General features: G+C 45.6%; 17 protein-coding genes. 8 read left to right on the top strand and 9 right to left on the bottom strand.

The annotated features are described in order from the left end of the window. The first annotated feature begins 112 nt into the window (after window positions 1-112). Window positions 113-943, top strand: a complete 831-nt coding sequence (gene nadE / locus J4N39_RS18025) for an NAD(+) synthase (RefSeq protein ID WP_252026505.1) — start codon at window positions 113-115, stop codon at window positions 941-943. Window positions 944-1024: 81 nt separating this feature from the next. On the opposite strand, the gene J4N39_RS18020 is transcribed toward nadE, so the two are convergent. Further along, window positions 1025-2842: a hybrid-cluster NAD(P)-dependent oxidoreductase gene (locus tag J4N39_RS18020; RefSeq protein WP_252026503.1), complete on the bottom strand. Its 1818-nt coding sequence runs from the start codon at window positions 2840-2842 to the stop codon at window positions 1025-1027. A 214-nt stretch (window positions 2843-3056) separates the two neighbouring features. Here J4N39_RS18020 and pyrC point away from each other — a divergent pair, with 214 nt between their 5' ends. Beyond that, window positions 3057-4085, top strand: a complete 1029-nt coding sequence (gene pyrC / locus J4N39_RS18015; RefSeq protein ID WP_252026501.1) for a dihydroorotase — start codon at window positions 3057-3059, stop codon at window positions 4083-4085. A gap of 64 nt (window positions 4086-4149) precedes the next feature. On the opposite strand, the gene J4N39_RS18010 is transcribed toward pyrC, so the two are convergent. After that, window positions 4150-4956, bottom strand: a complete 807-nt coding sequence (locus tag J4N39_RS18010; RefSeq protein ID WP_252026499.1) for an AraC family transcriptional regulator — start codon at window positions 4954-4956, stop codon at window positions 4150-4152. A gap of 85 nt (window positions 4957-5041) precedes the next feature. Here J4N39_RS18010 and J4N39_RS18005 point away from each other — a divergent pair, with 85 nt between their 5' ends. The 3 genes from J4N39_RS18005 (at window position 5042) to J4N39_RS17995 (ending at window position 8526) form a co-directional block, all read left to right on the top strand. After that, on the top strand, window positions 5042-5947 hold the full coding sequence (locus J4N39_RS18005; protein ID WP_252026497.1) for a DMT family transporter: 906 nt from the start codon (window positions 5042-5044) through the stop codon (window positions 5945-5947). A gap of 106 nt (window positions 5948-6053) precedes the next feature. Continuing rightward, entirely contained in the window at window positions 6054-8033 is a 1980-nt protein-coding gene (locus tag J4N39_RS18000; RefSeq protein ID WP_252026495.1) for a tetratricopeptide repeat-containing diguanylate cyclase, read from the top strand. Window positions 8034-8136: 103 nt separating this feature from the next. Continuing rightward, on the top strand, window positions 8137-8526 hold the full coding sequence (locus J4N39_RS17995) for a nitrous oxide-stimulated promoter family protein (protein ID WP_252026493.1): 390 nt from the start codon (window positions 8137-8139) through the stop codon (window positions 8524-8526). Here the strand turns inward: J4N39_RS17995 and J4N39_RS17990 are convergent. The 7 genes from J4N39_RS17990 to J4N39_RS17960 form a co-directional block, all read right to left on the bottom strand. Continuing rightward, on the bottom strand, window positions 8523-10301 hold the full coding sequence (locus J4N39_RS17990) for an Lnb N-terminal periplasmic domain-containing protein (RefSeq protein ID WP_252026491.1): 1779 nt from the start codon (window positions 10299-10301) through the stop codon (window positions 8523-8525). The genes J4N39_RS17995 and J4N39_RS17990 overlap by 4 nt on opposite strands. A gap of 7 nt (window positions 10302-10308) precedes the next feature. Further along, window positions 10309-10782 (bottom strand): DUF3015 family protein, encoded by a 474-nt coding sequence (locus J4N39_RS17985; RefSeq protein WP_252026489.1) that lies wholly within the window; start codon window positions 10780-10782, stop codon window positions 10309-10311. Window positions 10783-10855: 73 nt separating this feature from the next. Beyond that, a complete protein-coding gene (locus tag J4N39_RS17980) occupies window positions 10856-11848 on the bottom strand; it encodes a S1 family peptidase (RefSeq protein WP_252026487.1) in 993 nt (330 codons plus the stop codon). A 122-nt stretch (window positions 11849-11970) separates the two neighbouring features. Further along, on the bottom strand, window positions 11971-12939 hold the full coding sequence (locus tag J4N39_RS17975) for a S1 family peptidase (RefSeq protein ID WP_252026485.1): 969 nt from the start codon (window positions 12937-12939) through the stop codon (window positions 11971-11973). A 245-nt stretch (window positions 12940-13184) separates the two neighbouring features. Then, a complete protein-coding gene (locus J4N39_RS17970; protein WP_252026483.1) occupies window positions 13185-14171 on the bottom strand; it encodes a S1 family peptidase in 987 nt (328 codons plus the stop codon). 189 nt (window positions 14172-14360) lie between these two features. Continuing rightward, window positions 14361-15476 (bottom strand): glycine cleavage system aminomethyltransferase GcvT, encoded by a 1116-nt coding sequence (gcvT, locus tag J4N39_RS17965; RefSeq protein WP_252026481.1) that lies wholly within the window; start codon window positions 15474-15476, stop codon window positions 14361-14363. 273 nt (window positions 15477-15749) lie between these two features. Beyond that, window positions 15750-16373: a helix-turn-helix domain-containing protein gene (locus tag J4N39_RS17960; protein ID WP_252026479.1), complete on the bottom strand. Its 624-nt coding sequence runs from the start codon at window positions 16371-16373 to the stop codon at window positions 15750-15752. Window positions 16374-16745: 372 nt separating this feature from the next. On the opposite strand from J4N39_RS17960, the gene J4N39_RS17955 reads away from it, so the two are divergent. From J4N39_RS17955 to gcvP, 3 genes are read left to right on the top strand one after another with little or no spacing between them, the layout of a single operon-like run. Then, complete coding sequence (locus J4N39_RS17955; protein WP_252026477.1) at window positions 16746-18041, top strand: serine hydroxymethyltransferase; 1296 nt, start codon at window positions 16746-16748, stop codon at window positions 18039-18041. 28 nt (window positions 18042-18069) lie between these two features. Next, a complete protein-coding gene (gcvH, locus tag J4N39_RS17950; protein ID WP_252026475.1) occupies window positions 18070-18450 on the top strand; it encodes a glycine cleavage system protein GcvH in 381 nt (126 codons plus the stop codon). A gap of 26 nt (window positions 18451-18476) precedes the next feature. Beyond that, entirely contained in the window at window positions 18477-21341 is a 2865-nt protein-coding gene (gene gcvP, locus J4N39_RS17945; protein WP_252026473.1) for an aminomethyl-transferring glycine dehydrogenase, read from the top strand. Window positions 21342-21567: the final 226 nt, after the last annotated feature.

Here is a 21567-nt window from a genome sequence, read left to right as displayed (position 1 = left end):
AACCTTCAAATAAGCGCTAAGAGACCATACAAGATAGGTTTCTCTGTTTCATAATCAATTGATTTGGGTATCATATAACAAGTTTCGCAAATGCTGCAGATAAGGAATAGACATGGAACAACAAATTCGCGAGGAAATGCGCGTCCTTCCAGAAATTGACCCTCAATTCGAGATCACTCGTCGAGTCGATTTCATTAAGAACACGCTTAAAGGTTCAGGATGCAAAGCTCTGGTATTGGGGATCAGTGGTGGTGTTGACTCAACAACTTGTGGACGTTTGGCACAACTCGCCGTTGAGCAACTTAACCAAGAGTCAGATAGCAGCGACTACCAATTTGTTGCGGTTCGCCTACCTTATGGCGAACAAAAAGATGAAGACGAAGCACAGCTAGCGTTATCATTCATCAAGCCAAGCCACTCTGTTTCTGTCAATATCAAACAAGGTGTTGACGGCTTGCACGCCGCATCTCATGTCGCACTAGAAGGTACAGGATTATTACCTACTGATGCTGCGAAAGTTGATTTCGTCAAAGGTAACGTTAAAGCGCGTGCTCGCATGGTGGCTCAATATGAAATCGCTGGTTACGTTGGGGGTTTGGTACTAGGTACTGACCACTCAGCAGAGAACATCACAGGTTTTTACACTAAGTTTGGTGATGGCGCTTGCGACTTAGCTCCGCTGTTTGGCCTTAGCAAACGCCAAGTGCGTCAAGTCGCAGCAGAGCTAGGCGCTCCGCAGTTACTAGTTAAGAAGACACCAACGGCCGACCTTGAAGAGTTGGACCCACAAAAAGCAGACGAAGATGCGCTAAACCTTTCTTACGATCAGATTGATGACTTCCTAGAAGGCAAGCCTGTATCAAAAGAAGCGGCAGAGCGCCTTATTTCTATTTACAAGGCAACGCAACACAAGCGTGCGCCAATCCCAACGATCTACGACTAAGTCCGCATCGTTAAGTGTACCTCAGCTAATAAAAATGCCAGCGAATCATCGCTGGCATTTTTATTAGCTGTTTTGATTTAATCAAAACTCAACTTCTAAATTGTCACTAGGAATACAGCAGCAGGCCAAAGCAATATTTTCTTGTTTATCACTAGGTAGTAATGCTGGCATATCCGGTTGGATAACCTCTCCTTGTTTGACCGTCACCTTACACGCACCGCATAAACCTGCGCGACAAGTATATGGGATATCCACTCCTTGCTCTTCCGCCTGCACTAACAATGGCTGTTGGTTGTTACCAATAAAGGTTGCACCGTTAACAGTGATCGACACAGCTTTTTCAGGTTCTGTCGCAACAACTTCCGTCGCAAAGGCTTCTTGATGGTATTGGTTATCTGGTAAACCTAATTTGCTCATCAGGTTGTTGGCTTTATCCATAAAACCTTGAGGTCCACACACGAACACTTGTCGCTCGGCGAGGTTCGGTATTTTTTTCAAGTGCGAAAGAGTCAATCGCCCAGAGAGCCCCTTCCATGTGGTTGACTTGCCACTGATAGAAATCATTAACTGTAGCTGAGGATAGAGATCATTGAGTTTCTCTAACTCCTCTTTCACGGGAATATCCTCAATGCTGCTGCACTGATGATAGAAGACCACATCCGTAAGCTCATCGTTATCAACCAAATAGCGAAGCATGGATAGCATTGGAGTAATGCCACTTCCTGCAGACATTAGCAGCAGCGGAGTCTGAGACTGACTAAGATGAAAATCACCAGTTGGAGTATCCGCCTGAAGTACATCCCCTATTTGAAGGTTGTCTAACATCCAATTAGAAACTCGACCATCTTCTACACGTTTTACAGAGATAGCGTATCGGCTAGGATGAAATGGACTCGAAGAGAGTGAGTAATATCGGCTGTGTTTCTCCCCGTTAATCATCACCTCAATAGGCAGATGCTGACCCGGTTTGAAATTTGGTAAATCGCCTTGCTTCGGTTCAAACCAAAAGGTTGCAAAGTCTTTTGCGATCCACTGACGATCAACGCAAGTCAAATTAAGTGCTTGGGTACTGTTGTCTGGGTAAAACTCAGGCTCTTTATACTCTAGGATTTCAATGGTATCGCCCGCCTGAATCATGCCTTCATTTTTGGCCACCAAGTTTTGACCGAAGAAGACGCCGCCTCTCTCGTTAGCTCGGAACTCGCTCAAGGTTTTTAAAGGCTCTTTAGACGCTCGGAAATCCCCTTTTTGCGTATCCACCGTGGTCAAAATACAACGTTCACATGGTTTAACGCTTTCAAACTCCACTTGGCCAATTCGGATTCGCTTCCAAGTATCCTCTTCAAAAGGTTCTGACGTGGCAGCAACTAAATTGGTTCGAAACTGCTCCATTACATGAAAATCTGAGCTGCGGCGATTGAGCTCGTCAAGAGAACCCTGACCGATTATCAATAACGGGTAACCATCGGCAAAGCTAACGTTGTGACCGATTTTTTCACGCACACGATTAGATTGCTCACCAGTAAATAGAAGCTGTACATCAATACCCAAAATAGATTGAAACCACTTGTTTGCTGCGTCCGTGGTACTGAATGCAGCAAACCTGTCGTTCCAAACTTGAGTAGAGACTTCTGCCATTTCAAAATCGCTGTAGCGCAAACGCAAATCAGGCATATCTGGATAAGTTAGTATCATTCCATCTGGCAGTAAACTGGCGGCAACTTTAACCATCTTCGGGTACTTGCGTGCCGTGACCATACCACCATCCGGCAGTGCGATCATAAAGCGGCGGTCAAAGCAAAGTCCTTGCTTTTCAACCCAAGCGCTTGAAAGTGAAATCCCAGCAATAGATTTAATAGGATAGATGTTTACTTGTGCTAACAGTGACTGCTCTGACATGACTTTACTCATATTTTACTAAGAATTTTCAGCCGATAGGCCCAAACGAGTGTTTTGTAACGATTGTAGCCGTTAATGCCGCAAAAAAACACGTGATTTGCACTGAGTTTTCCACTATCATCCAGTCGCCTAAACGGTTGCGCAATTTCACATTGCATTACTTTTTGCCGTTTGGCTCCTAATTTGCATTCAAAACTTCGGTGGGAGCTTCTAAATGACTACGCTTACTATTACTCGTCCAGATGATTGGCACGTTCACCTTCGCGACGGTGAAGTCCTTAAAGATACAGTTCGTGACATCAGCCGCTACAACGGCCGCGCACTGATCATGCCAAACACTGTCCCACCTGTGACTGATACTGAAATGGCCATCGCCTACCGTGACCGCATCATGGCCCAGCAGCCAAGCGCTCAATTCGAACCTTTGATGGCGTTATACCTAACAGATAACACGACGCCTGATGAAATCCGCAAAGCAAAAGCAAGCGGCAAAGTGGTTGCAGCAAAGCTTTACCCAGCGGGTGCAACAACTAACTCAGATTCTGGTGTGACCGATGCTAAGAATATCTACCCTGTTCTAGAAGCGATGCAAGAAGTTGGCATGCTACTACTAGTTCACGGTGAAGTTACCACGCACGATGTTGACATTTTCGACCGTGAAAAAGTGTTCCTAGATACGGTTCTAGCACCAATCGTTGATGACTTCCCAGGCCTTAAGATTGTTCTTGAGCACATCACTACTGCCGATGCAGCAGCTTTCGTTAAAAATGCAGGCGACAATGTCGGTGCAACCATTACTGCTCACCACCTACTTTACAATCGTAACCACATGCTAGTAGGTGGCATTAAACCTCACTTCTACTGCCTGCCAATTCTTAAGCGTAACACCCACCAAGCGGCACTTGTGGAAGCGGCAACCAGCGGTAGCAAGAAGTTCTTCATCGGTACTGATTCAGCGCCACACGCTAAAGGTGCAAAAGAGTCATGCTGTGGCTGTGCAGGTTCTTACACCGCTCACGCGGCTATCGAACTATACGCAGAAGTATTTGAAGCGGAAGGCAAGATGGAACATTTCGAAGCATTTGTTTCGCACAATGGCCCAGACTTTTATGGCCTACCACGCAACGAAGATACTGTAACCCTTGAAAAAGATGTGTGGACAGTGCCAGAAACAATGCCGTTTGGCTCTGACATCGTTGTGCCAATCCGTGGTGGTGAAGAGATCAGCTGGAAAGTGAAATAACATTTTTGCTCGATAATCACTCAAAGGCCTAGGATAGTTCCTGGGCCTTTTTAATGTCTGTACGCTAATTAGCGGCGCGCTTGTTTAACTTATACTGCTCTGGTGTTATTCCAGCATAGCGTTTAAACATAGTGATGAATGGGCTCGCTTGATTGTAACCAAGCAAGAATGCTGTCTCTTTTACTGACCGCCCCTTTTGCAATAAGTCCATTGAATGTAGGTAGCGCATCCTCATACGCCATTCGGTGAAACTCATCCCAAGCTCACTTTGACAATACCTCGCAACTGTCCTTTCTGTGGCGTGCACTTGACTTGCCCATTGCGCAAGCGTTCGTCCATCCGTAGGGTCCTCTTCGAGCCCCTGTAAGATCGGAGCAAGAAGTTTGTGATCACTACTAGGTAAAAAGTGCTGCTCAATGTTAGCCATCGCCAACTGATCTAATAGCACTTGCACCAAGCGTTTATCTTGGTCAGTGCCAGCAACACTTATCGATCGAGTACGAAAGTCTTCAATGATGGCATTTAGAATTGGCGTCACACCGAGCAAGCAAGTATGAGTCGGCAAACGAGACGTATGCTCTGCCATGATATTGAGTGAACAGTAATCGACAGGCTTGCGGTTAAAACTGTGGTGCATCACTCCCGCTGGTACCCAAATGGCAAGATGTGGAGGAGCAAGGAAACGTGTACCCTCCGCATTAAGCTCAAGCATTCCACCTCGTATTATTTGCAATTGACCCCACGTATGAGCGTGCTCGCGAGTGACAGTGTTTGAGCGAAATGCATCGAAGTTCAAGTAGACTTGATCAGGCAGTTCATCAATAGAAATGGAAGGGTGTATTCGTGGAGATTGACTATCTTGTCTGACCATAAGTGATTAATGTCCGATGAGCGATATATACAATTATATCGACGTGAGATACTTATCACCACGGTAAAACCTTGATGGAGTTCACATGAATTATCTCTTTCCTTTTTTAACTGTCGTCATTTGGAGTGGAAACGCCATCGTTAATAAACTTGCTGTTGAGACTATAGAGCCAACAGCCATGAGTTTTTACCGCTGGTTTTTTGCCGTCTTGATCTTAACACCTTTTTGCCTTCCTTCTGTGATCAGAGACTGGAAAACCATACGCCCATACACTATGAAGCTTGTCGCTCTAGCTGCTCTAGGTATGGTATTAAATCAGTCGCTAGGCTATTTCGCAGCAGTCACGACATCGGCTTCAAACATGGCTCTGATCACTTCGCTGGTACCTTTGTTAGCTGTTTTCTTTAGCCTGCCGTTACTGGGGAAGAAAATCTCTATGCTGAGCATTGTTGGGGCAGTCATCTCACTCGCAGGTCTTGCCTTTATGCTCGGCCACGGTGATATCCTGTTTCTATTCCATAATGCGGCCACTGTGGGGGATGGACTCATGGTGTTAGCGGCACTTGTCTATGCGCTTTACTGTGTTTTGATCAAACGCTGGACCATGCCACTAACTAATTGGCAATTCGTATACATGCAAGGCGTGTTTGCGGTTGCGATGCTTTGTCCGGTATGGCTCACCAGTGACAATATCATTCCACCAGCCGAGTCAGCTCATCTGATCGCTTACGCAGCCGTAGGTGCTTCAGTCATCGCCCCCTTCTTATGGGTGAAAGCGATAGACAGAATTGGCGCAGATGGAGCCGCAATGTTCATGAACTTGTTGCCTGTCATCACAATTCTCTTTGCTGCGCAATTGCTCGATGAGACGATCACTGTCTTCCATTTGGTCGGCGGACTAATGGTAATTACTGGTGTAATGCTTTCGCAAATCAAACTGAGCAAAAAAACCACTGCAACAAATTCGGAAGCATTTAACCCTAACAGCTAAACCAATGACTAAACTTAATGGCGAGTGATTTTATTAAATTACTCGCCATTTTTTTTATGCTTGCATATAATTTGATATCGCACCTACTCAGCAGTGGAGTACATAGATGGGATACAACAGGCCGATACTATCATTCAGTATCGTATTGGTGACATGTTTGGCTTTGGCTTGGTTTATTCTGGAACCTACACCTAGTATCCCAACTGTCACTAAGGCTAACCCTGTCTACTCTGCCCAACAGATGCTTAAGAAGCTACCTCACGGCCAAGCTATTCTCGACTTATATGAGGACTCGTTGGCTGAGCCAGAAAAGACTTTCCAAGCATTGACCAAACTTAAAGAACAAATCGACTTCACTCGCGAGCCTTTATATCTCGCTTTCCTATATCGAATCGAAGCTAATATCTGGTTGATGAAAGGCAATTTAGGTAAGTCAGTTACCTACGGGCGAAAGCTACTGATCCTTGGTGAAAATAGTGGAGACCTTTGGATGCAAGCTCAGGCTAAGTTGGACATTGCCATCGGCCACGTCAAGCAAGGTGCGATGAAAAAGGCTGAACCGCTGCTGCACAAAGCCATCGCACTTGCCAAGCAGATCAATGAACGTTCCGTCCAAGTGACCGCCTACAATGTGTTAGGGATCATTCACACCATTGAAGGGGAAATGGTGCGTGCGCAGAGCTATTATCATCAAGGTATTGACGCAGGAAGTGACGTGTCGGAAAACCGTCTACTAGCTCAGATATACGGTAACATTTCCTTATTGTACACCCAGATGACGGACTGGCAGCAAGCACTCAACTATGTTGAAAAAGCCATTGAGCTTTATGACGAGCAAGAGATGCAAGACCCAGATACGATATCGGTACAGTATCTAACACTTACAATGGTACGCACGCAATTCAGCCAGTTGGATTTGGCTGAACAAGCCTATAGCAAATACCTTGAACTTAGCAAAAACAGTCTTTCAAATCGGGTAAGAATGCGCGCCGAATACGTGCATGCGCAACTGCTTTATGCTCAGAATAAAACTGAACAAGCTTTTGAAACCATGAACCGCTGCTTAAACAACCCTGAAGCCACAAAATTCAAACTCGAATTGGGCTTGTGCCAGCGCATCATCGGTCAGTTAGAGATGAACACCGGGAAATTGGAACAAGCTCAGGTTTCTTTACTAAATGCTCTCGAAAACTTTACCGCTCTACGCAATGAAATTGATGTTATCCACACGTTAAACATGCTGGCAAAAGTATCAGAGATGCAAGGTGACTATCAACGAGCATACCATTATCTTGCCGACTACCAGCAGCACGATAAAAAGTATCGTGAAAAAGAAAAAGAAGAACGTCTTGAGATGGAAGAAATTAATTTCTTCAGTCATCAGCAACAAAACGAGTTGGCACTGCTTCGTGCTGAGAAATATCTTGCCGAAGCCCGCACAGCTCAGGAAGAGATCCGTACCAATCTGTTTCTTGTGTTAGGGCTGATTGTACTGGCAACGATGCTCTATCAACTGTATCAGATGCGCAAAATCCGCGGGGTGAACCAAGAGTTATCCAATACCAATGTTGAACTCTCGCGCGAGGCCACCGAAGACGCATTGACCGGGCTTCACAACCGACGTTATTTGGAAAACTTTCTGCAAAACGTTCAAACCCAAGATCAGAAGCATGACTCTCGTTTTACCTTAGCTTTGCTAGACCTTGATCATTTCAAAAGCATCAATGACCGCTATGGGCACAGTGTCGGTGACGAAGTGCTTAAAGAAACTAGCCGTCGCTTAAACCACGCCATTCGACGAGGTGATCTACTGGTACGCTGGGGTGGTGAAGAGTTCTTGTGCTTTATGGAACATGGAGATGCATCGCCGACCGCTTTAATAGAAAGATTGAATATCGTCATCAATAAAGCGCCTTTTACTACGTCAATTGGGCCAGTTGACGTCACCGCGTCGATTGGTGCGGTCAGTGGCGCTTCTCAGAAATCTTTAATCAACAACTGGCAACAATACCTGTCCGCAGCTGATGAACTCTTATACGAAGCGAAATCAAATGGGCGCAACCAATTCTTTCACCGTTACATCTAGATGTGTATTGATCTAGTACGCTTTGAAGCTTAATAGATGCCTTGAAAGTAGCGCCATCAAGCCATAAACTTGCATGTGCAATATATGTTAAAGGTGTAAGGCGATGACAGATGAGATCCTTAAAGGCGCTTTAGCGATCGAATTTAAAACAGTCGATGCGATGGTGTCTATTTATTGCCGTGATCACCATGGTACGGTGGACGGCCAATGTGATCAGTGTAAAGAGCTTCTTGAATATGCACACACCAAACTTGACCGTTGCCCTTATGGCGAAAGCAAGCCAGCTTGCAATAAATGCCCTATCCACTGCTATAAACCAGAACCAAAAGAGCAAATGCGCCTAGTGATGCGTTACTCTGGCCCGAGAATGCTACTACCGCACCCTATACTATCTATAAGGCATCTCATCAAAGAGCGCAAAGCCGTTCCCAGTAAACCTGCGGCTCATCAATCTAATCGTGCTAAGAGAAAACGCGCAGCGACGAGCGACTAAAAGTAATGAGAGTAACCGATGGACGCTTGCGCCATTTGGTCATACTCGATTATGAAGCGAATATCCCAATCGACACTATCACCGTAGCGGTTATCAAAGCTAACTTTCACATTTCTTTGATTACTTCCATCCAACCAAGGGTGTACCAATAGGTGAGATTTCCACGCTTCGGTGAGATAAATCAAACCTAAATCAGCCCCTATTCGGGATTGGTCAATGTAGGCAAAGTCCACCATCAAATTTGGGATCATATACCAAGATAAGCTTCGTTGCCCCGCCCAACCGATACCAGCATAGAACCGAGTACGCAGATCATCGCGAGTCTCCAAGCTGGCTTGCTCGACGCTGAGCTTTGAACGCCACGCCCACCGACTTTCCTCAAACAGTGGTACATCAATAATATTCAAGGTAGTGACATCAAACAGATCAAAGCGCTGTAACCACAAATTGTCTTGGTCAAACCTAACCTCAGTTGAGAAAAACACGGCATTAGAATTGGGATACCTAGCAGCTGAACGGGCCAAGAAGTCATAGTACCCCGCACGATAGTTCAAGGAGAGGTAGGGCTTTTCCGCCATCCCTGCTGCGAGCGCTATTCGATTCGGATTTTGGGCTTCATGAGGTGGTTCGGTCTTGCGCTCAGGCCAATCGATATTTGCCGCTGGCAGGCTCAAGCTTTTTACCAATAAGCTCTGTTTGATTTTCTTAGCTGATGCTTCACCATGGTAGCCAATCGCCAGCTCATAGTAGTCAAACAAGAGGCTGATGATCTTTTGTTTACTCTCTACTGCTAAACGATCAAATTGTTCAGCATTTAGATCAGCAGGAGACTTTACTAGTTTTTGCGTCATCGCTTGCTCTTGCTCGCTAAGGGCAAGATATTTATCGTGTATTCGAGTGAATTTTGATGTGCGCTTATTTACCGAACGCACTAAAGGCTCTCCATGATGCTCAATATTTACGATCGATTTAAAGACATCCAACGGCATATCCCAAGGCTGCCCGCTTTTTAATAGTGGTTCATTAAGCACAATGTCAAAAAGTTTAGCAATTTGACTTGCGCAGTTAGCCGATAAAAACAGATAGCGAAAACGCATCCCTTGAAGCTCCCATAGATGAGCTTCTAGCAGCGCGACCTCTTCTTCGGTTAAGTTAAGCTCGTATTCCCAAAGTTCTCGCTGTTCATTTTCGGCGTAGCTGTATTCTAATTGGTAATAATCAACATCGCTAAAGCTTGCGTCATAACCACCAAACAGACCATAAGTGACATATTTGACCGGATTATCATCTCGGTCTGCATTCGCTCCATAGTTGATGCTGGTATCAAACAGGTCTGTCTCCCCCCCATTTTGATCATTCATTTTGACCAATAGATGACCGAAAAATGAAGCAGGATTACCGAGGTATCCGGTAACAAACACTAGGCTAAATGAAGTCGTTTGGTTCTCATCTTTCCATTGTTTAAATTGCTGACAATTGAGTGAAGGGAATTGTAAACCCGTTTTGTTCTCTAGCCATAATCGACGAGCAGGAAAGCGGCAAAGGGGATGTGAGTCTATGGAGCCAGATGCGGGCTGTTGAAATGCAGATATCGTTGCCAGCAGTTCCAGCTCTGGGTCTCGAGTTTGTGAAAGGTAGAATTCATCATTATAGATAGATGCGTCACCAGACTCTATGTGCAATAAACTGTGCCACTGAGGACCAGTGGCAAGTTCAGATATGCTCTGGCTAGCGCTAATAAAAAAACTGACAGTAGAGCCTATGACTGCCAGCAAAAACTGTCTAAACCGCACTACATTGGCCCGCAAACTGCGGCATAGTTTCCTCGATCATGTAATAGTAATTTTCAGCTTTCTCTAACTGATCTAACTGTTCGTAATTTGGAGATGTGACAATGTCACTAAATTGAGTTCGAATTTGATTCACGACTTCAGGACGAGCGTCGAGATCACAACCAAAAATATCCAGCATTGCCATTAGGTGCTCACCTTGGCCCTGCGCAGTATCTTCTTCCAATTTTGGGTAGGTATCTTTGATAAAGGTTGCCGCAGACCAAAATGGCCCGGCACAAGTGCCTGGCGATAAAGAGTTAGATGTGGTTGCGGTTGTACCTAAATCCCAAGTGACGTTGGTGGTAATGGCGAGATAGCCATTCCATGTTGGCCCGGCGATCCAATGGCCGATACCACAGGACTTCCATAAATTAGCCATGCTCGGCGCTGAAAAGAGCATCAACAAAATAACGAATTTTCTCATTGAGTTTTCCTACTAAAGTGCTGGTCACTTGAGTATAGGTGGAAAAATCAAATAGATAAGAGTTTCAGGCAATTCATCGAGGCAGAGCACCTTTTTTCTGCCGTCTATGTGCCGCAAAGAACACTGCCAATAGACTCAGCCATGAGATAGCCCCTGCGGAAGATGAGTCACCCATTGGTGTCGAGACAATCGTTGGTAGCTCGCCTCCAACAGTGTATTGTGCTGGCACATTCCCGGCGATAACGTTTCCTATCCAGTCCACATAATCCAATACTTCGGTAAACACCCCTTGAGCACTAGAGCCTGAATTTCCGCAAGTTGAAGGGCCAAAGCTTGCGATGCCTATCTGTCGATACACATTGCCATCAAACCAAACCAAAGGGCCACCTGAGTCTCCCTGACATATACCGCCACGTAATCCGGTGATTGCACTGTAGTCGCCAGAAGTGCAAAGGTGCGATGCATTTATTCGGCCAAAGGTGCTGCAAGTAGCAGAGGAAACATAACTTAAATTAACTTGTAAAAGCTGCGATGAATTATCTCGACCGTTGGATGTGTTACCGTGACCAAGCGCCACAAATGATGCGTTAGAGGTACGATAGTTAGCAGCATCACCGCTCGCTGGTAGTCGTACGAAGTTATTGGAGGAGATACCTTGAATTGCGTATTCAAGCTTAATAATAGCTATGTCATTAGCCCATAAACTGGCAGAGCCATCCCGATAGTCATCTCGCCAATAGAATTTTTCAGCTGGAATTTTCTGGGCGCGATAGAAGTCTGAGTCTTTTTCCATCTGTAAGACAACAGTGGTGTGATCGTTGTAAGTTTTGTCGGTTAAACAATGCGCCGCCGTCAATACATGCCATTCGTCTAGAATGGTTGCCCCGCAATAATTACCGTAGAAACGCAAATCGTCTCTGCGGTCATAGATGAGGTTCGCCATATACGGATATTCGTTAATGGTCGCCTGACTACCATTGACGATATACGGCTCAACTTCCAGAGCCAACGCACTACCCTGTGCCAATGCAAAAGCTAAACATCCACTAAATACAGATCGACGCATAACGCCCCCTAGTGATTTAGATCACATTTGGTATCTGTATGAAGTGTAGTTGAGCCAAACAAAAAACGAGAGGCAAATCACATAAATTTGCCTCTCGTAACTAGAAATCAGCGCTCGTCGGATCAGTTCCTACGCCAGAACCCCAATCCAAATAAGCCTAACAGTGCTAACCAGCCTAAGCTACCGCCGCCGCTGCTGCTATCTCCCCCTGCTGACCCAACCACGTAATACGGCTGTTGGTCACTAGTCCCAGAGACAATGCCATCAATCCAATCAGTATATGTCGCTATTTCAGTGTAAACGCCTGCAAGCTGCTCTCCCTGCCAACCACAAACTGATGGACCATAACTCGTCACCCCGATGATCTTGGTAACATTGTTGTCTGTATCTTGCCAGACCAGCGGTCCACCTGAGTCTCCAGTGCATGGTGCTTTGCGCTTACTTCCTACCACCTCTCCCGTAACACAGATAGATCTTGATGGTGTTTCTATTGCGCCCTGTTCTGTACACATTTCTAAAAAACTGACTTGCGCAGACTCTAAACTATCGCTGTAGTCTTCATTATAGTAGTGACCACTCCATGTATCCCCATGGCCTAGAATTGTCAGCTGCGCCGAGCCTGTACTGTAGTTTGTTCGATCGGCATCCACACCAAAAGTAGCCTTGATATTTGGGGTTTTAAGTGGCGTGGCTAACTTTATGATGGCAATATCATTTGCCCAAAGCGCATTAAAACCATCGACATAGAATGGGTGTAGATAGAATTCAGACGCCCAAGCAGTTTCTACCGCATCGGGATAGTTTTCATCTTGGACTTGTAACGCAATTTTTGTCTTCTCATTGTAATCTTTGTCTAAGACACAATGGGCGGCAGTTAGCACATGATATTCATCGATAACAGTTGCACCACAATAATTATGCGCATAGCCTCCTTGGCCACGAAGATCATAGTAGAGGCTAGCAAAGTACGGGTAGTCGCTGGCATTTGCTTCTGTCCCATTGATTATCATTGGTGCTACATCTTCAGAAGCCAATACGCTTCCTGCCATTAACCCTGCGGCAATTGAAGCCAACATATATCGACGTTTCATAAACTTAGTCCTTTAGTGTTGTTTATTACCTACACTATCGCAATCAATGCGTTATCAACACATAGAACTCATTACCGTGGCGACGTTTTTCGACTCATTTTACATTTTTCGCCAAACTATATTTTCACAAGGCCTAGCAACCTAAGTCTTTAGTACCAATTACTAAGTCTTAGGTTAGTTATTGGTGCAAAAAAGGGAGGTAGCCCGCAGACTACCTCCCTAATTAATATTTTGTTGCTGTTAGATTATCTTCTGCGAAGCGCTCCAAAACCAACCAGCCCAAGCAATGCAAGCACACCTAAGCTACCTGCGCCGCCTGAGGTCGTGTCATAACTTGCATCAGTACGACCATCAGTAGTCACCGTGTAATCTGGTTGCTGACTGCTTGAACCATTCACGATACCGTTAATCCAATCAGTATAAGTAGCAATTTCAGTGTAGACACCGCTAATGGTCGCTGCGGTAGTGCCACATTGAGTCGCACCATAACTGGTGATCCCGACAACTTTGGTTTGGCTATTGGCAGTGTCTTGCCAAATCAGTGGGCCGCCGGAGTCACCGTTACAACCCGAACGTCTCGCTCCATTGACGATTGCGCCCTGTACACAGATTGCTCGGGTTGGCGTCTCAACAGCTCCTGGTTCAGTACAACCAACATAATAAGATACGGTAGTTTCTTCTAACGAGTCGTTGTCATCACCTTGATTTACACCATTGTGCCAAGTATCACCATGTCCGATGATGGTGAAGTTAGTTGAAGAGTTACTGTAATTGGCTTTGTCTGCATCGACACCAAGTGTTGCGGCAATACCTGCGGTGCTCAACGGTGTAGCAAGCTTAATGATCGCAATATCATTTGGCCAAAGCACTGAGCTGCTATCGACGTAGTCGGGGTGACGGTAAAATTCTGATGCCCAAGCCGTTTCTACCGCATCGGGATTGCTTTCGCTTTGGACCTGAATAGCAATTCTTGTGTACTGGCTAACACTATCGTCAGTGACACAGTGCGCCGCTGTCAGCACATGATTTGCATCGATGATAGTGGCACCGCAATAGTTTGCGGCGTACCCACCCATCCAACGAGTATCGTAATAAAGGCTCGCAAAATACGGGTAATTGCTGGCGGTTGCATCTGTACCATTAATAATGAAGGTAGAGACTTCATCAGTCGCTGATGCTGCCCCACTTAGTGCGCAACCAATCAATGAGGCTAGCAACAATTGACATTTCATAATATCCGTTCCTTAGAGTTATTTTCAGTCACGTTACCTAAAGCGTACTAGTAGTTCAATAGTTTATAAAACTTTCGATTAAAATTCGGACTTCAATAACAAAACTGCCAGCTTTTAGGCTGACAGTTCAATTAGTTACGATTTCAAAGACACTGGGAAAGAACCACTAGGCAATATAGCCAGTGTAGTTTAACCGCGGTAGTAACGTTGTGGGACAAATGGCATTTTTTCCACCGTCATCGCCAGCATCTTGCCACGTACTTCAGCATAAACTTCCGTTCCAATTGCTGCGAATTCAGGCGTAACGTAGCCCATGGAAACTGGTTTGCCTGCATTTGGTCCTGCTGTGCCACTGGTCACTACACCAATTTCATTATTACTTGCATCAAAAAGCTTAGCGCCTTCTCGCACTGGTGCTTTAGTTTGGCCTACTAAACCGATACGCTTGCGAGCAACATTTTTAGTCTCAATCTGCTCTAGAATAATGTCAGCACCTGGGAAACCTCCCACACGCTCACCACCATTGCGTCGCACCTTACTAATACCCCACAACAAGCTGCTCTCAACTGGCGTCGTTTCTGTATCGAGGTCATGACCATACAGACACAGGCCACACTCTAGTCGTAACGAGTCACGAGCACCTAAGCCAATCCACTCAACTTGTTCAAACTCCAACAGTGCTTTTGCCAACGATGGAGCGTTGGTTGCTGAAACAGAAATTTCAAAACCATCTTCACCCGTGTAGCCTGAGCGACTTACAAGGCAGGTTTCGCCAAGCAATTCAATTTCTCTAGCATCCATAAACACCATGTCACTCACGGCAGGGTTTAATTGAGAAAGCACATCTACCGCTTTAGGTCCTTGTAGTGCTAGCAGTGCCCTGTCTTCTACTAATTCAAGTTCTACAGATTCGGGCAAGTTTGCTTTCAGGTGAGCGATGTCTTGCGCCTTACATGCTGCGTTAACGACCACAAACAAGTACTCTCCAAAGTTGGCAACCATCAAATCATCCATGATGCCGCCGTTTTCATTGGTAAAGAAGGCGTAACGCTGAGTGCCAACAGGGAGATCAATAATATCAACAGGTACTAGTGCTTCCAGCGCTTTGGCGGCATCTGCGCCATGTAACTTAAGCTGTCCCATATGACTAACATCAAAAAGACCAGCAGCATCACGAGTATGAAGATGTTCTTTTTTAACCCCTAGTGCGTACTGCACAGGCATGTCGTAACCTGCAAAAGGAACCATTTTTGCGCCTGCTTCTACGTGAAGAGTGTGCAAAGGTGTTGTAAGTAGTTGAGTCATTTTCTTCTCCATGGGCTCGAGTGAGCGTTTGGTTTTTCCACTAAACCTTGTCGTGTTTCCGATAGTAGACAAAGTTCACTACCAAGGAAACTTGTGCGCCCTATTCAATCACTAATGTGTGATGTTTTACAGCTTTTTTACATCTGTTAAGCACTTGTGGCATTCAGATAAACGAAAAAAAGACCCTTTCTAGGGTCTTTTTCATCCAAATCACTTCAGTAACCATTGTTAGCAAACGTTTGCCTTCACTATAGGAAACATATGTAATTGCAATTACTTAGCAGTCACCCACAAAATTAGGGCATCTTTTTCACTCAAAGAAATCAACATGTGCCCCATGTTGGCATCGTAATAAACGCTGTCTCCTTCACTCAAAGTCACTGGCTCATAGAATTCACTGAAAAACTGCACTTCACCTTCTAAGATGAGTAGGAACTCTTCGCCATCATGTCGCACCCAATCAGGGTAATCACTAAAGCTACGTGAGTGGACGCGGCTTTTAAAAGGCATCATCTTTTTATTTGATAACTGAGTAGCCAATAACTCATGTTCATAAGTGGGTGTTGGATGAGGTTTACCCTGCCCTTTCAAGGTAATATCCCGACGTCCCGTTGCCGTTTTTTTCTTTGGTGGTTCAAAGAGTTGAGGCATATCTATATTGAGACCTTGGGTCAGTTTCTGCATCGCTTGAAACGTAGGTGAGATCTGTTCATTCTCAATTTTAGATAGGGTTGACCTCGCCAATCCAGTGCGCTTACTGGCGTCTTCCAACGTCAGCCCCAAATCCATTCGAATCTGTTTTAATCGTTCCCCTAATTTGAGGGGCTCAATGTTCTCTTGTTGTGCTTCTTTTGCGAGAGTCAAAGAAGGGTATTCGTCATAGAGGTCTTCCGACATTTTCGTCTCAATTTGTCTACTTCCTGTAATGTCTCTCATTGTGCACATCTGCGCTTGAACATAAAAGATCCAGTTGTTAAATAAACAGTGCGCCAGCTAACAAAACCGGAAAACATGTTTCCAATAGGAAATTTTTGATTGATTGTGATCTCAGTCCGAGCTATGTTACAGGCTTGTTAGTCAACAACAATAAAGATGTGCTTGTTTAGCCCCCGTAGAAATCGTTCATTATCAGTCGTTGTACAAACTGTAAAGCAAACGATTACGCCACTAAACAAACACTACAAGATGCGAAAAGCACAGCCAATAACAGTGAATATTAATCTTAACTAGTTAGCGGTAACGCTAATTAGTCCCAGTAAGGTCACAGCCATGACTCAGACATACCAAAATCACAATCTAGAAAACTTCTACACTACCTCGCTCGCTGCTACCGACGACGCAGTATTTGCTGGCATTCAAGCCGAATCTGCTCGTCAAAGTGATCAAATTGAACTGATTGCTTCTGAAAACATTGTTTCCAAAGCCGTTATGCAAGCGCAAGGAACCTGTCTAACCAACAAATACGCTGAAGGTTACCCAGGCCGTCGATACTACGGTGGTTGCGAACATGTCGATACAGTAGAAGCTATTGCCATCGAGCGTGCTAAACGTCTCTTCCGTTGTGAATACGCTAACGTCCAGCCTCACTCTGGTGCACAAGCAAATGGTGCGGTGATGTTGGCCTTGCTTCAACCGAACGACACTGTGTTAGGTATGTCTCTAGATGCTGGTGGTCACCTAACTCATGGTGCAAAACCTGCACTGTCCGGTAAATGGTTCAACGCTGTTCAATATGGCGTGGATAAAGAAACCTTAGAAATTAATTACGAAGACGTACGTAAACTTGCCGTTGAACACAAGCCAAAGCTCATCATTGCTGGTGGTAGCGCTATCCCACGCACCATAGACTTTGCCAAGTTCCGTGAAATCGCTGATGAAGTCGGTGCACTACTTATGGTCGATATGGCGCACATTGCTGGTCTAGTCGCAACTGGTGTACATCCAAGCCCTATTCCATACGCAGACGTGGTAACAACAACGACGCACAAAACACTGCGTGGTCCGCGTGGAGGCATGATCCTCACCAATGATGAAAGTACCATCAAAAAAATTAACTCAGCGGTATTTCCTGGCCTTCAAGGTGGCCCACTAATGCATGTCATTGCTGCAAAAGCCGTCGCTTTTGGTGAGGCATTAGGTCCAGAATTCAAAAACTACACTCAGCGTGTAGTGGATAACGCAAAAGTCCTTGCTGAAGTGCTTCAGACCCGAGGATGCGACATTGTCACGGGCGGCACAGATACTCACTTAATGCTGGTTGACTTGCGACCTAAAGGGTTGAAAGGCAATCAGGTCGAAGATGCTTTAGAGCGCGCAGGCATCACATGTAATAAAAATGGCATCCCATTTGACTCAGAGAAGCCTATGATTACCTCAGGCATTCGCTTAGGCACGCCTGCTGGAACAAGCCGCGGTTTCGGCACAGAAGAATTTAAACTCATCGGTGAATGGATTGGTGATGTGCTAGACGGGCTAGTTGAAAGCCCTGAAGGCAATAGCGAAGTGGAGCAAAAAGTGAAAAAGCAAGTTGCTCAGCTTTGTCATCACTTCCCGCTTTACCAATAAAAATTGACGATACATTGGAGACATATAAATGGACAAAACACTGAAGTTTGCTGATAGCCACGAGTGGGTTCGCGACAATGGCGACGGTACGGTAACTATCGGTATTTCTGAGCACGCACAGGAGATGCTTGGTGACGTGGTATTTGTTGATTTACCAGACGTGGGCGACGAAATTGAAGCTGGTGATAGCTTTTCACTAGTTGAATCGGTTAAAGCTGCTTCTGACATTTATGCGCCTGTAACTGGTGAAATTCTAGAAATCAACGAAGAGCTAGAAGATAGCCCAGAGCTGATTAACGAAGAATCTTACGAAGGCGGTTGGATCGTTAAAGTGAAACTTGCTGACGCTGGTGAACTAGACAACCTAAAAGACGCTGAAGAGTATGAAAACTCTTTAGAAGACGAATAAGATCTAAGCGATCGCGGTAGAGAGATATGACAGAGTTACTTCAACAACTAAGCACGGATAACGAATTCATCAGTCGCCATAACGGCCCTGACGGACAGGAACAGCAAAAAATGCTTTCAGCGATCAACGCAGAGAGCATGGATGCACTGATTGAGGAAACTGTGCCAGCGCAGATCCGACTGGAACAGCCAATGGTAACGTCTGAGCCAATGAGCGAAGTCGACATGCTTGAAGCAATGAAGCAGTTTGCTAACCTCAATGAGCTTAAACGTACTTTCATCGGTCAAGGTTACTACAATACGCTAACGCCAAATGTTATTTTGCGTAACGTGCTTGAGAATCCAGGCTGGTACACGGCTTACACTCCATACCAGCCTGAAATTTCACAAGGCCGCCTTGAAGCCCTGTTGAACTTCCAACAGATGGTGATGGATCTTACGGGAATGGAAATTGCGAATGCTTCTCTTCTTGATGAAGCAACTGCGGCAGCTGAAGCGATGACACTGTGTCAACGTGCAGGCAAGAGCAAGAGTAAGACATTCTTTGTTGCGAGTGACGTTCACCCACAAACCATCGAAGTGGTAAAAACTCGTGCTGAGTTTATCGGCTTTGATGTGGTGGTTGACTCTGTTACCTCTCTACCAGAACACGATGTGTTTGGGGCACTGGTTCAGTACCCAAGCACAACAGGTGAAGTCTATGACCTCACTGACTTGATTTCACAGGCGCAGGCGAACAAAACGCTTGTGACTGTCGCCACTGACCTTCTCGCTTCTGCACTACTAAAACCTGCAGGTGAGATGGGTGCTGACGTAGTTATCGGTAGCGCACAACGCTTTGGCGTTCCAATGGGTTACGGTGGTCCTCACGCAGCATTCATGGCAACGCGTGATAAACACAAACGTACTATGCCAGGTCGTGTGATCGGTGTTTCAATCGATTCAAAAGGTAACCAAGCCTTACGCATGGCAATGCAAACGCGTGAACAGCATATTCGTCGTGAAAAAGCGACGTCTAACATTTGTACTGCTCAAGCGCTACTGGCGAACATGGCTTCTTTCTATGCGGTTTACCATGGCCAAGAAGGCTTGCGTAAAATCGCTCGTCGCACTCATCACTACACTGCGATCTTAGCTGCTGGCCTAACAAAATCTGGCTTTGAGCTAGCACACAACACCTTCTTCGACACAATTACTATCAACACTGGCGAACAAACTCAAGCGCTTTACGAGAAAGCGCAGCAAGCAGGCATCAACCTTCGCCTACTAGATGGTCAGATCGGTATTAGCTTGGATGAAACCACTGGTAACGCTGATATCGCAGCGCTGTTTAGTGTCTTCGCAATAGAGTGTGATATCCAAACGCTATCTAGCGATATCGCCAACAATGAATTTGCTGCAATCCCAGAAGCATTGCGTCGTACCACCAGTTTCTTAACGCACGAAGTATTCAATACTCACCATAGTGAAACTCAGATGCTTCGTTACTTGAAGCAACTAGAGAACAAAGACTTCTCACTGACGCACGGCATGATCCCTCTAGGTAGCTGTACCATGAAGCTAAATGCGACAGCAGAGATGATCCCTGTCACTTGGCCTGAGTTTGGGAACATCCACCCATACGCACCAATTGAGCAAGCAGCCGGCTATAGCGCACTTGCTGAAGACCTGAAGAAAAAGCTGTGTGAAATCACAGGCTATGATGAGTTCTCACTACAGCCTAACTCTGGCGCATCTGGTGAATATGCTGGTCTAATTGCCATTCAGCGTTACCACCAAAGCCGTGGGGAAGGACATCGTAATATCTGTCTTATCCCTAGCTCAGCACACGGCACTAACCCTGCGACTGCATCCATGGTCTCGATGAAAGTTGTCGTGGTGAAGTGTGATGAAGATGGCAACATCGATCTAGATGATCTAGCAGCAAAAATTGAAAAACATCGTGAAAACGTTTCAAGCATCATGATCACCTACCCTTCTACGCACGGCGTATATGAAGAGCACGTGAAGCAGGTGTGCGAGATGGTTCATGAAGCTGGTGGTCAAGTTTACCTTGATGGTGCCAATATGAACGCCCAAGTTGGCCTGACCAATCCAGGCTTCATTGGTTCAGACGTTTCGCACCTTAACTTGCACAAAACCTTCTGTATTCCACACGGTGGTGGCGGCCCGGGTATGGGTCCTATCGGTGTGAAATCGCATCTAGCACCTTTCCTACCTGGTCACATCGAAAATGGTGTGGAAGGTAAAGACTACGCAGTTGCGGCTGCTGATCTAGGCAGTGCATCAATCTTGCCAATTTCATGGGCATATATCGCCATGACAGGCAGCGAAGGCCTAACGGACGCAACTAAAGTCGCTATCCTAAACGCCAACTATGTGATGGAACGACTGTTGCCACACTACCCTGTGCTTTATCGCGGTAACAATGGTCGTGTAGCGCATGAGTGTATTGTTGATATCCGTCCCCTAAAAGAAGAGACAGGCATTAGCGAAGAAGACATCGCAAAACGCCTAATGGATTTTGGCTTCCACGCCCCAACCATGTCTTTCCCAGTTGCTGGCACTCTAATGGTAGAGCCTACAGAATCTGAAGACTTGGCAGAGCTTGATCGTTTCTGTGATGCAATGATTGCTATCCGTGAAGAGATGACCAAAGTAAAAAATGGCGAGTGGCCGCTAGACAACAACCCACTAGTCAACGCACCGCACACTCAAGTAGACTTAGCCTCTACCGAATGGGAACGTCCATACTCTCGTGAACTTGCTTGTTTCCCATCGAAACAAACCAAAGCATCGAAGTACTGGCCAACGGTTAACCGCGTAGATAACGTGTATGGCGACCGTAACCTGATTTGTTCTTGTCCGAGTGTTTCGGAGTATGAAGATTAAGGGTTGGAATTGATCACAGATAACCAAGTTGGAAACCGATAACTAAGTTGGAAACTAACTTGAAAACAAAAGGCGAACCATTTGGTTCGCCTTTTCTCTTTGCACAGTTTTTAGTCTAATATGGTGTCATATTTCCGATGCTAGGAACTCAGCAATGACTAACGTTAAATCAAGGAAAACTCGGAAAGCTTACACTACAGAGGAAGTTGCTCTTTTCGCTAAAGCA

The sequence above is a fragment of the Vibrio sp. SCSIO 43136 genome (assembly GCF_023716565.1).
Classification (GTDB): domain Bacteria; phylum Pseudomonadota; class Gammaproteobacteria; order Enterobacterales; family Vibrionaceae; genus Vibrio.
Note: the sequence above shows the minus strand (reverse complement) of the source record. Positions and strands in the feature narration are given on the sequence as shown.

What these genes read in the sequence shown, in the direction of transcription:
- gcvH (WP_252026475.1), top strand. Translation starts at nt 18,070, where the DNA reads ATGGACAAAACACTGAAGTTTGCTGATAGCCACGAGTGGGTTCGCGAC.
- J4N39_RS17975 (WP_252026485.1), bottom strand. Translation starts at nt 12,939, where the DNA reads ATGAAACGTCGATATATGTTGGCTTCAATTGCCGCAGGGTTAATGGCA.
- J4N39_RS17980 (WP_252026487.1), bottom strand. Translation starts at nt 11,848, where the DNA reads ATGCGTCGATCTGTATTTAGTGGATGTTTAGCTTTTGCATTGGCACAG.
- J4N39_RS17955 (WP_252026477.1), top strand. Translation starts at nt 16,746, where the DNA reads ATGACTCAGACATACCAAAATCACAATCTAGAAAACTTCTACACTACC.
- J4N39_RS17970 (WP_252026483.1), bottom strand. Translation starts at nt 14,171, where the DNA reads ATGAAATGTCAATTGTTGCTAGCCTCATTGATTGGTTGCGCACTAAGT.
- J4N39_RS18005 (WP_252026497.1), top strand. Translation starts at nt 5,042, where the DNA reads ATGAATTATCTCTTTCCTTTTTTAACTGTCGTCATTTGGAGTGGAAAC.
- gcvP (WP_252026473.1), top strand. Translation starts at nt 18,477, where the DNA reads ATGACAGAGTTACTTCAACAACTAAGCACGGATAACGAATTCATCAGT.
- J4N39_RS17995 (WP_252026493.1), top strand. Translation starts at nt 8,137, where the DNA reads ATGACAGATGAGATCCTTAAAGGCGCTTTAGCGATCGAATTTAAAACA.
- gcvT (WP_252026481.1), bottom strand. Translation starts at nt 15,476, where the DNA reads ATGACTCAACTACTTACAACACCTTTGCACACTCTTCACGTAGAAGCA.
- J4N39_RS17960 (WP_252026479.1), bottom strand. Translation starts at nt 16,373, where the DNA reads ATGTCGGAAGACCTCTATGACGAATACCCTTCTTTGACTCTCGCAAAA.
- J4N39_RS18010 (WP_252026499.1), bottom strand. Translation starts at nt 4,956, where the DNA reads ATGGTCAGACAAGATAGTCAATCTCCACGAATACACCCTTCCATTTCT.
- nadE (WP_252026505.1), top strand. Translation starts at nt 113, where the DNA reads ATGGAACAACAAATTCGCGAGGAAATGCGCGTCCTTCCAGAAATTGAC.
- J4N39_RS17985 (WP_252026489.1), bottom strand. Translation starts at nt 10,782, where the DNA reads ATGAGAAAATTCGTTATTTTGTTGATGCTCTTTTCAGCGCCGAGCATG.
- J4N39_RS18020 (WP_252026503.1), bottom strand. Translation starts at nt 2,842, where the DNA reads ATGTCAGAGCAGTCACTGTTAGCACAAGTAAACATCTATCCTATTAAA.
- J4N39_RS18000 (WP_252026495.1), top strand. Translation starts at nt 6,054, where the DNA reads ATGGGATACAACAGGCCGATACTATCATTCAGTATCGTATTGGTGACA.
- pyrC (WP_252026501.1), top strand. Translation starts at nt 3,057, where the DNA reads ATGACTACGCTTACTATTACTCGTCCAGATGATTGGCACGTTCACCTT.